Genomic DNA, 12,924 nt, shown 5'->3' on the forward strand with positions numbered 1-12,924 from the left:
GGTCAGGCCGGCACGGTCTCCTGGGCGGGTGCCGTGGGGCGCACACCGTTGACCTCGGGCGGGAGCTGCGGCTCGAGCCGGATGATGGCGAGCGCGCCCACCGCCAGCGAGCCGACGACCAGGATGCCGACGTAGACCGAGCCGAGGTGGTGGCCGACCAGCACCCCGGAGATCGGCGGGGCGATGATCGCCGCCAGCTGGAACGCGGCGGAGCTGAGGGCGTTGTAGCGCCCGCGCAGGTGGTCGGGGGCCAGGTCGTTGACCAGCGCCGGGATGGTGGGCTGGAGCAGCGTCTCGCCGAGGGCGAACACCGACGCGCAGCCGGCGACCAGCATGGTCGCGCCCAGGGTGCCCGGCACCAGGCCGGAGGCACCGAGCAGCACCCACGACACCGCCCAGAGGACCCCCATCACCCCGATGACGCGAGTGCGGCGGTGGCCCTCGATGCGCTGCAGCACGACGAGCTGGAGCAGCACGATCACCACGGTGTTCGCGGCGAACGCGATGCCGAGGCCCTGGGTCGAGACCTCGCCGACCGCGCGGGCGAAGGCGGGCATGCCGGCGTTGAGTTGGGAGTAACCCACGAACGACGAGACGAAGCCGAGCAGCATCACTGAGGCCACCGCGGGCCGCCGGAGCAGGGCGAGGTAGCCGATGTCGGCGTCGTCGTGGGACTCGTCGTGGACCGGGCGCCCGGCGACGTGGCGCAGCGGCACCAGCAGCAGGAACAGGCCCGGCAGGTAGCTCACGGCGTCGGCGAGGTAGATCGTCTGGAACGTCTCCAGCCGCTCGACGTCGAGGAACGCGCCGCCGATGATGCCGCCGATCCCGATGCCGAGGTTGAGCAGCGTGAAGCTCACGCCGAAGTAGCGCTGCCGCAGCTCGGTGGGGACGGCCGCGGCGATGAAGCTCTGCGAGGCCGGCCAGGAGACGCCGAAGGCGACCCCGGACAGGGTCAGCGCGGCACCTGCCGCCCACGGGGTGTCGGCGAACGCGAGCAGCACGTCGCCGGAGATCAGCAGCAACAGCGTCGAGGTGAGGATGCGGCGCGCCCCCAGCCGGTCGATGAGGGTGCCGCCGGGGCCGACCACGAGGAAGCCCACCAGCGGCGGGACGCCGAGCAGGAGCCCGACGTCGCTGAGCGGGAAGCCGCGCACCTCGTGCAGGTAGACCACGTGGAAGGGCAGCACCAGGCCGGTGCCGAGGAACTCGAACACCACCACCGAGAGCAGCAGCTTGCCCTCGCGGGGCAGGTCGTGCCAGAACGAGGCGAGGCTGGGGCGCGGGGCGGTCGTGGTGCTCATCGCGGAGCAGTCTCCCAGTCGCCACCGACACCGGGCACGCGGTTTTCGGTCGCGGGAGGACGTGGACAGGCAGGCGTCGCCGGGTGGCCCCGGGGGAGGATGGGGCGGTGATCGACATCGACGCCACGGACGGACCGGTCGTGCTCGACGGCGGGCTCTCGACTGCCCTGGAGGAGCAGGGGGCCGACCTCGGCGGTGCCCTGTGGACGGCGCGGCTGCTGGGCGAGGAGCCGGAGCGGATCGCGCAGGCGCACCGCGCCTACTACCGGGCCGGTGCCCGGGTCGTGACGACCGCCAGCTACCAGGCCAGCGTCGAGGGGCTCGTCGCCGCCGGCCACGACCACGCGGAGGCGCGGCGGCTGATCACCTCCAGCGTGACGATCGCGCGGGAGGTCCGCGACGAGCTGGCGGACACCCGGCCGGGGCTGCTGGTCGCCGCATCGGTGGGTCCGTACGGCGCGTTCCTCGCCGACGGGTCGGAGTACCGGGGGAGGTACGGCGTGACCGCGGCGCGGCTGCGCGACTTCCACGCGCCCCGGCTGGAGCTGCTCGCGGAGTCCGGCCCGGACCTGCTCGCCGTCGAGACCGTGCCCGACTCCGACGAGGCCGAGGTCCTGGTCCCGCTGCTGGAGGACCTGGGCCTCCCCGCCTGGTTCAGCTACTCGGTGCGCGGCACCACCACGAACGCCGGCCAGCCGCTGGCGGACGCGTACGCCGTCCTCGCCGGCAGCCGGACCCTCGTCGCCGCCGGCGTCAACTGCTCCGAGCAGGCCGACGTGCTGGGCGCCGTACGCGCCGCGGTGGCCGCGACCGGTCTGCCGGCGGTGGCCTACCCCAACCGTGGCGGCAGCTGGGACCCCGTCACCAAGCAGTGGGCCTACGGTGACGCGCTCGACCTCGGTCTCGTCGACACCTGGGTGGCCGCGGGCGCCCGGTTCGTCGGCGGCTGCTGCGGCACCGGTCCGGCGGACATCGCCGCGCTGGCCGCTCGCGTGGCCGGATCACCGGCCGGCTGAGGTCAGAACACGTTCAGCGGGCGGAACTGCACCGAGATCCGCGGCCCGGAGTGGGCGACCTTGGGCACGGCGTGCTCCCAGGTCCGCTGGCACGAGCCGCCCATCACCACGAGGTCGCCGTGGCCCATCTCCACGGAGATCGACTCGCCGCCGCCACGCGGGCGCAGCACCAGCCGCCGCGGGTCGCCCACGGAGACGATCGCGACCATCGTGTCCTGGGTGCGGCCGCGGCCGATGGTGTCGCCGTGCCAGGCGACGCTGTCGCGGCCGTCGCGGTAGTAGCAGCACCCCGCGGTCACGAACGGCTCGCCGAGCTCGGGCAGGTAGTGGTCGGACAGGGCGTCGCGCGCCTCGGTGAGCACCGGGTGCGGCAGGTCCTCGCCCACGGCGTACGTGTGCAGCAGGCGCGGCACGTCGACCACCCGCTCGTACATCTCGCGCCTCTCGGCACGCCACGGCACCTCGGACACGAGCGTGGTGAACACGTCGTCGGCCCGGGGGAGCCAGGCCCGGTGCACGTCGACCCAGGCGCCTCGCGCCAGCCGCGTGCGCTCCAGCGCGTCGAAGGAGACCACCCCGGAGAGGGGTGCCTCGAAGAGGGTTCCCTGGAAGTCCATGCAGCGATGCTAGCGCGGCACGTCGAACACGTGTTCGACGAATCGCCGACGATCTCGGGGTGAGGTCAGGGTCGGCTCCGGGACGCAAGGGTCGCAAACCCGTGGCCGGGGCTTGCCCGACGCGGGATCGTGGACCCATGACGCAGACAGCTCCGGTCGACGCCGCCGGGACCGCGCTGCCCGCCGCCCGGGTGAGCCACCTGACCAAGACGTACGGCGAGGGCGCGGCGCTCGTGACCGCGCTCGACGACGTCTCGCTCGACCTCGCCACGGGGGAGTTCACCGCGGTGATGGGCCCCAGCGGCTCCGGCAAGTCCACGCTGATGCACTGCTGCGCCGCCCTCGACCGGCCCGACTCGGGCGAGGTGCTGATCGGCGGCCAGGACATCACCGGGCTCAAGGACAAGGCGCTCACCCGGCTGCGCCGCGACGAGATCGGCTTCGTGTTCCAGTCCTTCAACCTGGTGCCGACCCTGACCGCGGAGGAGAACATCCGGCTGCCGCTGGCCATCGCCGGGCGTCGCGCCGACGCCGCATGGTTCGACACCGTGATCGCGACCGTGCGGCTCGGCGACCGGCTCCGGCACAAGCCGAACGAGCTGTCCGGCGGCCAGCAGCAGCGGGTCGCCGTGGCCCGGGCGCTGGTGAGCCGGCCGCGCATCGTGTTCGCCGACGAGCCGACAGGCAACCTCGACTCCCGCTCGGGTGCCGAGGTCCTCGAGCTGCTCCGCCGCAGCGTCGACGAGTTCGGCCAGACCGTGGTGATGGTGACCCACGACCCGGTGGCGGCGGCGTACACCGACCGCGTCGTGTTCCTGGCCGACGGCCGGGTGGTCGACGAGCTGCGCGAGCCGAGCCGCGACCAGGTCCTCGAGATCATGACCCGCATGTCGGCGTCCGGACCGGGCGCCTGACGTGGTCCGCGCCGCCCTCAAGAGCCTGCTCGGGCGCAAGCTGCGCCTGATCATGAGCACGTTCGCGATCGTCCTCGGCGTCGCGTTCGTGGTCGGCTCGCTGGTCTTCTCCGACACCCTCAACCGCAGCTTCACGGCCCTGTTCGCCTCGACCGTCGGCGACGTCGTGGTGCGGCCGGTCGGCGGCACGACCGTCAACGGGGAGCCGTCCACGCAGACGATCCCGGCGCCGGTCCTCGACGACCTCCGCTCCGTGCCCGGCGCCGCGCGCGTGGACGGCAACGTGAGCTCGGTCGGCGCGTTCGTGGTCGGGACCGACAACAAGGTCGTCGGCGGCTTCGGGCCGCCCGCGCTGGGCGGCAACTGGACCGGCGCCCCCGCCGGGCACGGGCTGAAGGGCCTGGCGATCACCAGCGGCCACGCGCCGCACGGCCGCGACGAAGTGGTGCTGGACGAGAAGACCGCCGAGGCGGGCGGCTACCGGGTCGGTGACCGGGTCCGGATGATCACCGCCGACCAGCTCATGCTGGACCCCGAGCTGGTGGGCCTGACCGGCTTCCCCGACGGCGGCTCGCTCAACGGCGCGACGCTCGCGCTGTTCGACACCCCGACCGCCCAGCGGCTCTTCCTCGACGGCAAGGACGCGTTCAACGACGTGTGGGTCACCGCCGACGACGGGGTGTCCCAGGAGCAGCTGCGCGACCGGGTCGACGCCGCGCTGCCCGACCGCTACGAGGTCGTCACCGGCGACACCGCCGCCGACGAGAGCGCCTCCGACCTGCTCCAGGCGGTCTCGTTCATCACCACCTTCCTGCTCATCTTCGCCGGCATCGCCCTGGTGGTCGGCGCGTTCCTGATCGTCAACACCTTCTCGATCCTGGTCGCGCAGCGCAGCCGGGAGCTCGCGCTGCTCCGTGCCCTGGGCGCCTCCACGAGACAGGTCACCGGCTCGGTGCTGCTCGAGGCGTTCGTGCTCGGGCTGCTGGGCTCGACCGCGGGCCTCGGGCTGGGCGTGGTGCTGGCGATGGGGATCCGCGCCCTGTTCGCCCGGTTCGGGCTGGACCTGTCCGGGCAGGCGCTGATCTTCGAGCCGCGGACGGTGCTGGCGGCGTACGTCGTGGGCGTGCTGGTCACGATGGCCGCCGCCTGGCTGCCCGCGCGGCGCACCAGCCGGATCGCGCCGGTGCAGGCGCTGCGCGACGACGTGGCCCTTCCGGAGAGCTCGCTGCACCGCCGGCTGGTGCTCGGCGCCGTGCTCATCGGCGCCGGGCTGGTCGCGCTCGGGCTCGGGCTGTTCGCCGGGGTCCCGCACGCCGGGTGGTTCGTGGGCGCGGGCGTGCTGGCCGTGCTGCTGGGCGTCTCGTCGGCCAGCCCGGTGATCAGCAAGCCGTTCCTGCTGGCCGCCCGGTCGTCGTACGCCCGCCTCTTCGGCAGCATCGGCAACCTCGCCGGCCAGAACTCCCTGCGCAACCCCCGGCGCACGACCGCCACCGCTTCTGCGCTGATGATCGGGCTGACCCTCGCCTGCACCATGGCCATCGTCGGCGACTCCGCGAAGGCGTCGGTCGACAAGTCGGTGGCCGAGAACTTCGTCGGCGACTACATCGTCAGCAACGTCTTCGGCGGGGCGTTCCCCGCGGGCATCGCCGACCGGATGGAGAAGGTCGACGGCGTCAGCAACGTGGTGCGGGAGCGCTACGGCTTCGGGACCCTCGACGGGAAGGACCAGGGCGTCGCGGCCACCGACCCCGGGGACACGCGTGCGCTGGGCCTCTCGATGACGTCGGGGCGGGCCTCCGACCTCACCGACGGGACCGTCTTCCTCGAGGACTCGTGGGCCTCCGACCACGACCTGGCCGTGGGCGACTCGGTGACGATCCAGATGCCGACCGGGAAGAAGGTCTGGCGGGTCGCGGGGATCTATGACGACAATCCGGTGGTGTTCTTCCCCGTGCTCACGACGCTCGAGACGCTGGCCGCCTCGGGCATCCCCGAGCGCGACAATGCGCTGATCATCTTCACCGAGCCCGGCGCCACCGGCGTGCAGGCCCGCCTCGACACGGTCGTCGAGCAGCTGCCGATCGTGACCGTGAAGGACGAGGCCGGCTTCGCCGAGGAGCAGCGAGGCCCGATCGACCAGCTCGTGCAGATGATCTACGCGCTGCTCGGCCTGGCCCTCGTCATCGCGGTGCTCGGCATCGTCAACACGCTGGCGCTCTCGGTCATCGAGCGGACCCACGAGGTGGGGCTGCTGCGCGCCATCGGCGTCAGCCGCCGCCAGCTGCGGTGGATGATCACGCTGGAGTCGATCGTGATCTCGGTGCTCGGCGCCGTGCTCGGGGTGGTGCTCGGGATCGGCTTCGGGGTGGCGCTGATGTACGCCCTGAAGGACCAGGGCCTGGAGGCCATCAGCATCCCCTACGGACAGCTCGGGCTGTTCCTCGTCCTGGCGCTGGTCATCGGGGTCCTCGCCGCCGTCTTCCCCGCTCGCCGCGCCGCACGCCTCGACGTGCTGCGCGCGATCGCGACCGAATGATGAGGAGGTGGTCGCAGTCCCGTCTGACTCGAACCCGGGACGGCGGCGTGTCCGTCGCCCTACAGTTGCCCCCGTGGAGGAGTTGCTGGTAACAGAGGGGCGCGCGCTCAAGCACGTCCAGGTGCGCGAGTACGTCCGCTCCCTGGTCGCCGGCGCCGCCCCCGGCTCGCCCGCGCCCTCCGAGCGTGAGCTCGTGCACCGCTTCGGCGTCGCCCGGATGACCGTCCGGCAGGCGATGGACGCGCTGGTCGTCGAGGGTCTGCTCGAGCGCATCCCCGGGCGTGGCACCTTCGTGGCCCGGCCGCGCCGGGTCGCCAGCCGGCTGACCTCCTACACCGAGGAGATGAACCGGCGCGGCCTGCTCCCGGAGTCGCAGACGCTGCTCGCCCGCCGCGAGCAGGCCGGCCCGGGCGTCGCCCGCGCGCTGAACGTCACCGAGGGCGACGCCGTCATCCACTGGCGCCGGCTCCGTCGTGCCGACGGGGTGCCGATGTGCATCGAGGACGCCTACCTCAACGAGATCCTGATCCCCGGGTTCCTGCAGAGCGGGATGCCCACCAGCCTGTACGACGCCCTCGAGTCCCGCGGCCTGCGGCCCACCTGGGCGGAGGACTCGATCACCGCCGACCTCGCCTCGGAGGAGGAGGCCGGCCTGCTCGAGACCCAGCCCGGCTCGGCGGTGCTGCGCCACTCGCGGCGTGCGGTGGCCGACGAGAAGGTCGTCGAGGTGTCCCGGTCGGTCTACCGCTCGGACCGCTTCACCATGTGGGTCCAGCTCGGCCAGGAGGGCTGATCTCCCCGGTCTGAGCTCCCGGGTCCGGGCTTCGGGTCCGGGCTCCCGAGTCCGGGCTACAGGGCGGAGCCGTGCTCGGCCAGCCGGCCCAGCTCGGCGACCGCCTGCCCCGTCTCCTCGCACACCCACACCGGGTCCGGCCCGCCGAGGTCGGGCTGGATGTGCAGCGCGTGCACCGGGGCGCCGTCGTCGCAGGTGCGGCACAGCGGCCAGCGCCCGACCGACTCGAAGAGCGCGTCCTGCACGTCCTGGGCGACCAGCCCGGCGACGTACACCTCGCCCTCGGGCCACTGCTCGGCCCACCATCTGCGGTTGGAGACCGCGTCCTCGAGTGCCGACACCGCGGCTGCGGTCGCATGGTCGCGGGCCACGAGGTCGGCGAGGACCCGGGCCCGGGCTTCGAAGAGCAGGGCGTTGTCCACGACCTCCATCATGCCCTCCGGCCCTGACGGTCCGCACGGGGTCGGGTGCGGCGCCGGGCGAACCGCCGCACGTCGGCCTACAGTCGGACCATGGGCGAGGGGCTGCTCGAGGTGTCGGTGCTCCACCCGCGCGACGTGCCTGGCGCGGTGGAGGGTGGTGCCGACCGCCTGCACCTGGCTGCTCGCGGCCCCGACGTGGCGCTCTCGCCGGAGCCGGGGGTGGTCTCGTCGGTGTGCCGGGAGACCGAGCTCCCGGTCTTCGTGCTGCTGCGGCTCAACGACTCGTGGACGACCACCGGGGGTGAGCTGACCCGGCTGGTCGGCCTCGCCGAGGACTACCTCGGGTGTGGTGCCGCCGGGGTGTCGTTCGGCTTCCTCGACGCCGACCTCGAGATCGACACGGAGGTCTGCACGCACCTGGCCACCGCGCTGCCCGGGGTGCCCTGGACCTTCCACCGCGCCGTCGACGCCACTCTCGACCCGCGCCGCTCGTGGCGACGGCTGCTGACGCTGCCCGGGCTGGTGGCGGTGCGCTCGGCGGGATCTCCCCAGGGCCTCGGCGTGGGGTACGACGACCTGCTGGCGACCGCGGCCGACCCCGACGTGGCCCGCCTGCTGATGCCCGGCGGGGGACTGGAGGCCGAGCAGGTGCCGTGGTTCGTGCGCGCGGGGGTGCGGATGTTCCACCTCAGGACCCAGGCGCGCCCGGGCGCGTCGTACAAGTCGTACGTCGACGCCGGCCACGTGCGCTCGTGGCGGCTGCTGCTCGACAGTGCGGTCGCCCGCGGGAGCGCCTCGCCGATCCGCACGACCGGGGCCTGATGGCGATCCTGATCGACCCGCCCAACGCGGCCGGTCACGGCCGGTTGTGGTCCCACCTGGCCAGCGACTCCGACTACGAGGAGCTGCACGTGTTCGCGCGCGCGGTCGGCATCCCCGAGCGGGGCTTCGACCGCGACCACTACGACGTGCCGGCGGAGTGGTACGACCAGGTCGTCGCCGCCGGCGCCGAGCCGGTCACCTCGCGCGAGCTGGTCGCCCGGCTGCACGCCGCCGGCCTGCGCCGGCGCAAGACCCCACGGGAGCGGTGAGCCAGCCACCGTTTCCGCGTCGGATTCGGTGGCTGGCTCACCGCCCGGGGGTCGGGCGGTGGGGTGGCGGTGAGCAGGCCACGGTTTCCCGGTGCAGAACCGTGGCTGACTGACCGCCCCGGGCTCGGGCGGTGGGCCCAGCCCACCCGCACGAGCCGGGTCAGGCCTCCAGCGTGGCCAGCTCGCGCTCGACGTTCGCGCGGGCGACCGACTCCCAGTGCTCCCGGGCGTACGCCGTGTGGAAGAGGTTCGGCTTGGCCAGCAGGTCGCGCAGGATCGCCGCCCGGCCGGCCCGGAAGAGGTCGTCGGGGACGTGCGCGTGCTCGCGCCGCACGTCCGCGGCGTACTCCGCGTACCGCTCGGGAGGGGCCGCCAGGATCGCCAGGTCCGCATCCGAGAGCACGCAGCCCTCCACGTCGTCGTCGGCGGGGCGGTGGGTCTCGGTCAGCCGCACCAGCCGGGCGACCTCGGCGACCACGTCCTCACCCAGGCCGAGGGGCGGCAGCTCGTGCTCGGCCCAGGCCGCCGAGCGCTCCTCGGCGGCCGGCTGCCCGTCGTACACGCCGTCGTGGAACCACGCCGCCAGCAGCACCGTCACCCGGTCGCACGCCACCCCGCCTACGGTGACCAGCTCCTCGACGCGACCGCAGACCTCCTCGAGGTGGCGCAGGTCGTGGTAGCCGCGCGCCGGGTCGGAGTACGCAGCCTCCAGCCGCTCGCGGACGTGCTCGCCGCGGGCGATCGGCCAGAAGTCGCTGAGGTCCACGCCGCTACCGCTTCGAGCCGTCCGAGGGGTAGCACTGCTCGCCGTCCTGCTCGTCGGCCGGTAGGTGCGGCAGCGCGACCGCGCCGGCGTCGCTCTCCTGACCGGTCACGACGGCGAAGGGCGCCGACGTGGCGCTGCCGTACTTGCAGTAGTGCGTGCCCTTGCCCAGGTACGGCGAGTAGGGGCCCGGCTGCGCCACCACCTTCAGGCCCGACTGGCTGGTGAGCTGACCCGCGAAGGAGAACTGTCCGAGGCTGTCGGTGGTGGTCGTCCCGAGCTTGGTGCCGTGCACGTCGAAGAGCATGACCTGCGCGCCCTCGAGCGGGTAGGAGGTGTCCTCGCCGTCCACGACGATGCCGGCGACCGAGGCGCCCCGGTGGGTCCAGGTGAAGCTGCTGGCCAGGTCGGCCCGTCCGGCCCTGACCCGGCCACCCACCACGGCGCCCGTCTGGGGCAGGTAGTTGCCCACGCCGGGGGCGACCAGCCGGTAGCGACCCGGGTAGAGCCCCTGGAAGGTGACCGTGCCGCCCTTGGCGCGAGCCGTCCAGAACTGCCCCGAGGCCTTGCTGACCGCGGTCACGAAGAAGGTGCCCGGCATCGTCGAGCCGTCGGCCCTGCGCAGGTCGACGAGGAGGCTGCCGCCGCGCTTCTCCAGCGCGATGGCGGCGTTCTCGACCTCGCCCAGGTCGAGGCCAGGCACCCACGTGCTCTTGTCCACCCAGGTGCGCGCCCGGTCGTAGGTGAAGACCGAGTAGCTGCCCCGGGGCAGGCCGCCCACCGCGAACTCGCCCTTCTTGTTCGCCTTGGTCACGAAGGACTGCTCGGCGGTGTTGGCGGCGACCACCCTGGCCCCGGAGGCGCGCCTTCCGCCGGCCTCGACGGTGCCGGTGATCGCCGCGCCACGGTGCATGTGCACGTCCTTCTGCACGGTGCGGCCGCCGATGGTCACCATGATGTCGCTGGGGGCGTACTTCCTGATGTCGTACGACGGGCGCTGGTCGACGAACTGCAGGTGGTAGGTGCCGGCCGGCAGCGACAGCGAGTAGATGTCACCGCGCACCCTGCGCTGGCCCAGGTAGTGCCAGTCCTTGGTGAACCACAGCATCTTCACGCGGATGTTGTCGGCACCCGGACCGGTGATCTGCCCGCGCACGGTGCCGGAGGTCACCGCCGACGCCGCGGTCCCGGACCCGAGGACCAGCAGCGACGCGACCAGGGCGACCACCAGCACCAGGGGTGCGAGGGCGCGGCGGGCTGAGGGGGTCATCGAGTCTCCGGGGGCGGGCGTCGGGGCCCGGCGGCGCCCGATCGACCTGCCCATCGTAGGGAGGCCACACCCGGGCCTTGCTCAAGAACCGGTGAAGGTTTTCTCAACCGAGCTCGGCGGGCAGCGGCTCCTCGTGCAGCACCACCAGCGACGTCACCGCGCGGGTGAGGCAGACGTAGAGCCGGCGCAGCCCGGTCACCCGGTCCGGCTCCCCGTCGACGATCGCAGCCGGCTCGAGCAGCACGACGTGGTCGAACTCCAGGCCCTTGGCCAGGCTCGCCGGCACCAGGTCGAGGTGGGCGTCGAACTCGGTGCGGATGTCGTCGTCGGGCGCGTCACCGAGCACCGCGAACGGGGTCCCGGAGTCGCGGAGGGCGGCGCCGACGCGGGTGGCGAGGTCGTCGGGCACGATCAGGCCGACCGAGCCCTCGCGCCCGACGGCGGTCCGCACCGCCTCGTCGAGGCCACCGAGGACCGGGCCGGCCGCGATGGCCAGCTCGCCGCGAGACCGCCGCACCGACGTGGGTGGTTCGAGGTCCGGGGCGATGTGGGGGAGCAGCCGGGCGGCGTACTCGATGACCTCGCCCGGGACCCGGTAGCCACGGGTCAGCTGCTCGACGTGGGCGTCGGGCTTGCCGAGGTGGGCCAGCGCCTCCGCCCAGGAGCGGGTGGCCCACGGCGTGGTCGCCTGGGCCAGGTCGCCCAGCACGGTGAGCGACCCGGTCGACGACCGCCGGGCCAGCGCCCGCAGCATCATCGGGGAGAGGTCCTGCGCCTCGTCGGCCACGATGTGCGCCAGCGACGGGGTGCGCTCCACCAGGTCCGCGGCCTCGTCGACGAGGACCGCGTCGGCCAGCGACCAGCGGGTCGAGGCCGGGCTCTTCGCCGGCTTCTCCCAGCGCAGCAGGGCCTGCTCGTCCTCGTCGAGGATCCCGTCGGCCGCGGCCGCGAGGAAGTCGGCGTCGGACAGCAGCCGCCACACCAGCCGCGCCGGCTCGACGGCCGGCCAGAGCGTCTTCGCGTAGTCCTTGACCGGCTTGCTGCGGGCCACGGCGTCCTGGACCCGGTCGTCGGGGGAGTCGCCGGCGAGCTCCATCTTCACCAGGATCCGGTGCGCGAGCGCCTGCGGCACCATCGCCCGCGCGGCGCCGTACCTCACGCCCCGCTCGCGCAGCGAGTCCACCAGCTCCTCGGCCTCGTACGCCGCGACCCGCCACCGGCGCGCGCCGCGCGGCACCACGAGCCCCTCGTCCGGCGCCCGGACGTGCGACCAGAGCGCCCGTCGCAGCACCTCCGCGAGCCGTGGGTCGCCCTTGAGCGTGGCGACGTCGGCGGCGTCCTCGCCGCGGACCTCCCAGCGCGGGTCCTGCTCGCGCAGGGTCCTCGCGACCAGCTCCTCGATGGTCGACTGGGTCGCGTCGATCTCGCCGAGCGCGGGCAGCACGTCGCGGATGTAGCGCAGGAAGCTGGCGTTCGGCCCGACGACGAGCACGCCCTGCCGGGTCAGCTGCTCGCGGTGCGCGTAGAGGAGGTACGCCGCACGGTGCAGGCCGACGGCCGTCTTGCCGGTCCCCGGGGCGCCCTGCACGCACACGGACCGGGAGAGCTCGGAGCGGACGATGACGTCCTGCTCGGGCTGGATGGTGGCGACGATGTCGCGCATCGGCCCGACGCGGGGCCGTTCGATCTCCGCCTCGAGGATGGAGGAGTACTCCTCGGTCCGGCCGCCGGCGAGGTCCTCGTCCTCGAACGCGGTCAGCCGGCCGTGCTGGAAACCGTAGCGACGGCGCAGCCCCACCCCCATCGGCTCGGCCCGGCTGGCGCGGTAGAACGGGAGGCTGACCGGCGCCCGCCAGTCGATGACCATCGGCTCGCCGGTGGGGTCGGAGATGTGCCGCCGCCCGATGTGCCAGCTCTCGGTGGTCGAGCCGTCCCCGCTGGTCGAGCTCGTCGAGGCCATGTCCAGCCGGCCGAAGAACAGCGGGATGGTGGGGTCGTCGGCCAGCTGCTTCATCCGCAGCGCGAAGGTCGACTCGAGGAACTCGCGGCTGACCCAGTCGCCGGCGGCCGCCGCGTCCATCGAGGCGGTGCGCTCGCGCATCCGGGCCAGCTGGCGGCGCGACTCGGCGAGGTGCTGCTGCTCGGCGGCCAGCTCGGGATCGGGAGGGTGGTCAGGGGTCGTGGGCATGGCGGCACCT

12 protein-coding genes are annotated in these 12,924 nt (G+C 73.5%); 6 read left to right on the top strand and 6 right to left on the bottom strand.

Annotated elements, in window-relative coordinates:
• Positions 1-2 precede the first annotated feature (2 nt).
• Positions 3-1,304, bottom strand: coding sequence for an MFS transporter (locus tag ACZ43H_RS23330; protein ID WP_464586791.1), 1,302 nt, complete (start codon positions 1,302-1,304; stop codon positions 3-5).
• 107 nt (positions 1,305-1,411) lie between these two features.
• Between ACZ43H_RS23330 and mmuM the strand changes: the two genes are divergently transcribed.
• Positions 1,412-2,320 (top strand): homocysteine S-methyltransferase, encoded by a 909-nt coding sequence (gene mmuM, locus ACZ43H_RS23335; protein ID WP_464586793.1) that lies wholly within the window; start codon positions 1,412-1,414, stop codon positions 2,318-2,320.
• A 2-nt stretch (positions 2,321-2,322) separates the two neighbouring features.
• Here mmuM and ACZ43H_RS23340 read toward each other — a convergent pair whose 3' ends face one another.
• Positions 2,323-2,937 carry an alpha-ketoglutarate-dependent dioxygenase AlkB gene (locus ACZ43H_RS23340; RefSeq protein ID WP_464586795.1) on the bottom strand — a complete coding sequence of 205 codons (615 nt, stop codon included), beginning with the start codon at positions 2,935-2,937 and terminating at the stop codon, positions 2,323-2,325.
• 137 nt (positions 2,938-3,074) lie between these two features.
• On the opposite strand from ACZ43H_RS23340, the gene ACZ43H_RS23345 reads away from it, so the two are divergent.
• The 3 genes from ACZ43H_RS23345 (at position 3,075) to ACZ43H_RS23355 (ending at position 7,180) form a co-directional block, all read left to right on the top strand.
• Positions 3,075-3,851, top strand: coding sequence for an ABC transporter ATP-binding protein (locus ACZ43H_RS23345; protein WP_464586797.1), 777 nt, complete (start codon positions 3,075-3,077; stop codon positions 3,849-3,851).
• 1 nt (position 3,852) lies between these two features.
• Complete coding sequence (locus ACZ43H_RS23350; RefSeq protein WP_464586799.1) at positions 3,853-6,387, top strand: ABC transporter permease; 2,535 nt, start codon at positions 3,853-3,855, stop codon at positions 6,385-6,387.
• 73 nt (positions 6,388-6,460) lie between these two features.
• Positions 6,461-7,180 carry a GntR family transcriptional regulator gene (locus ACZ43H_RS23355; RefSeq protein WP_464586801.1) on the top strand — a complete coding sequence of 240 codons (720 nt, stop codon included), beginning with the start codon at positions 6,461-6,463 and terminating at the stop codon, positions 7,178-7,180.
• Between the two features lie 56 nt (positions 7,181-7,236).
• On the opposite strand, the gene ACZ43H_RS23360 is transcribed toward ACZ43H_RS23355, so the two are convergent.
• The gene (locus ACZ43H_RS23360; RefSeq protein ID WP_464586803.1) at positions 7,237-7,611 is read right to left on the bottom strand and encodes a hypothetical protein; all 375 of its coding nucleotides are present in this window, start codon (positions 7,609-7,611) and stop codon (positions 7,237-7,239) included.
• 81 nt (positions 7,612-7,692) lie between these two features.
• On the opposite strand from ACZ43H_RS23360, the gene ACZ43H_RS23365 reads away from it, so the two are divergent.
• Positions 7,693-8,424: a copper homeostasis protein CutC gene (locus ACZ43H_RS23365; protein ID WP_464586805.1), complete on the top strand. Its 732-nt coding sequence runs from the start codon at positions 7,693-7,695 to the stop codon at positions 8,422-8,424.
• Positions 8,424-8,693 (top strand): DUF4031 domain-containing protein, encoded by a 270-nt coding sequence (locus ACZ43H_RS23370; RefSeq protein WP_464586806.1) that lies wholly within the window; start codon positions 8,424-8,426, stop codon positions 8,691-8,693. Before ACZ43H_RS23365 ends, ACZ43H_RS23370 begins: the two co-directional genes overlap by 1 nt.
• Positions 8,694-8,853: 160 nt before the next feature.
• Here the strand turns inward: ACZ43H_RS23370 and ACZ43H_RS23375 are convergent, their stop codons facing one another.
• The 3 genes from ACZ43H_RS23375 to ACZ43H_RS23385 all read right to left on the bottom strand — a co-directional run bounded on the left by ACZ43H_RS23375 (position 8,854) and on the right by ACZ43H_RS23385 (position 12,914).
• Positions 8,854-9,459, bottom strand: coding sequence for an HD domain-containing protein (locus ACZ43H_RS23375; RefSeq protein WP_464586808.1), 606 nt, complete (start codon positions 9,457-9,459; stop codon positions 8,854-8,856).
• A 4-nt stretch (positions 9,460-9,463) separates the two neighbouring features.
• Positions 9,464-10,726 carry an MSCRAMM family protein gene (locus ACZ43H_RS23380; protein ID WP_464586810.1) on the bottom strand — a complete coding sequence of 421 codons (1,263 nt, stop codon included), beginning with the start codon at positions 10,724-10,726 and terminating at the stop codon, positions 9,464-9,466.
• Positions 10,727-10,829: 103 nt separating this feature from the next.
• Positions 10,830-12,914 (bottom strand): HelD family protein, encoded by a 2,085-nt coding sequence (locus ACZ43H_RS23385; RefSeq protein WP_464586812.1) that lies wholly within the window; start codon positions 12,912-12,914, stop codon positions 10,830-10,832.
• Between the last annotated feature and the right edge of the window lie 10 nt (positions 12,915-12,924).

Source organism: Nocardioides sp. DN36, assembly GCF_055380375.1.

Bases quoted from the DNA above. Each gene is read 5' to 3' on its own strand.
- ACZ43H_RS23360 (WP_464586803.1), bottom strand. From the start codon at position 7,611: ATGGAGGTCGTGGACAACGCCCTGCTCTTCGAAGCCCGGGCCCGGGTC.
- ACZ43H_RS23370 (WP_464586806.1), top strand. From the start codon at position 8,424: ATGGCGATCCTGATCGACCCGCCCAACGCGGCCGGTCACGGCCGGTTG.
- ACZ43H_RS23340 (WP_464586795.1), bottom strand. From the start codon at position 2,937: ATGGACTTCCAGGGAACCCTCTTCGAGGCACCCCTCTCCGGGGTGGTC.
- ACZ43H_RS23380 (WP_464586810.1), bottom strand. From the start codon at position 10,726: ATGACCCCCTCAGCCCGCCGCGCCCTCGCACCCCTGGTGCTGGTGGTC.
- ACZ43H_RS23385 (WP_464586812.1), bottom strand. From the start codon at position 12,914: ATGCCCACGACCCCTGACCACCCTCCCGATCCCGAGCTGGCCGCCGAG.
- ACZ43H_RS23330 (WP_464586791.1), bottom strand. From the start codon at position 1,304: ATGAGCACCACGACCGCCCCGCGCCCCAGCCTCGCCTCGTTCTGGCAC.
- ACZ43H_RS23345 (WP_464586797.1), top strand. From the start codon at position 3,075: ATGACGCAGACAGCTCCGGTCGACGCCGCCGGGACCGCGCTGCCCGCC.
- ACZ43H_RS23365 (WP_464586805.1), top strand. From the start codon at position 7,693: ATGGGCGAGGGGCTGCTCGAGGTGTCGGTGCTCCACCCGCGCGACGTG.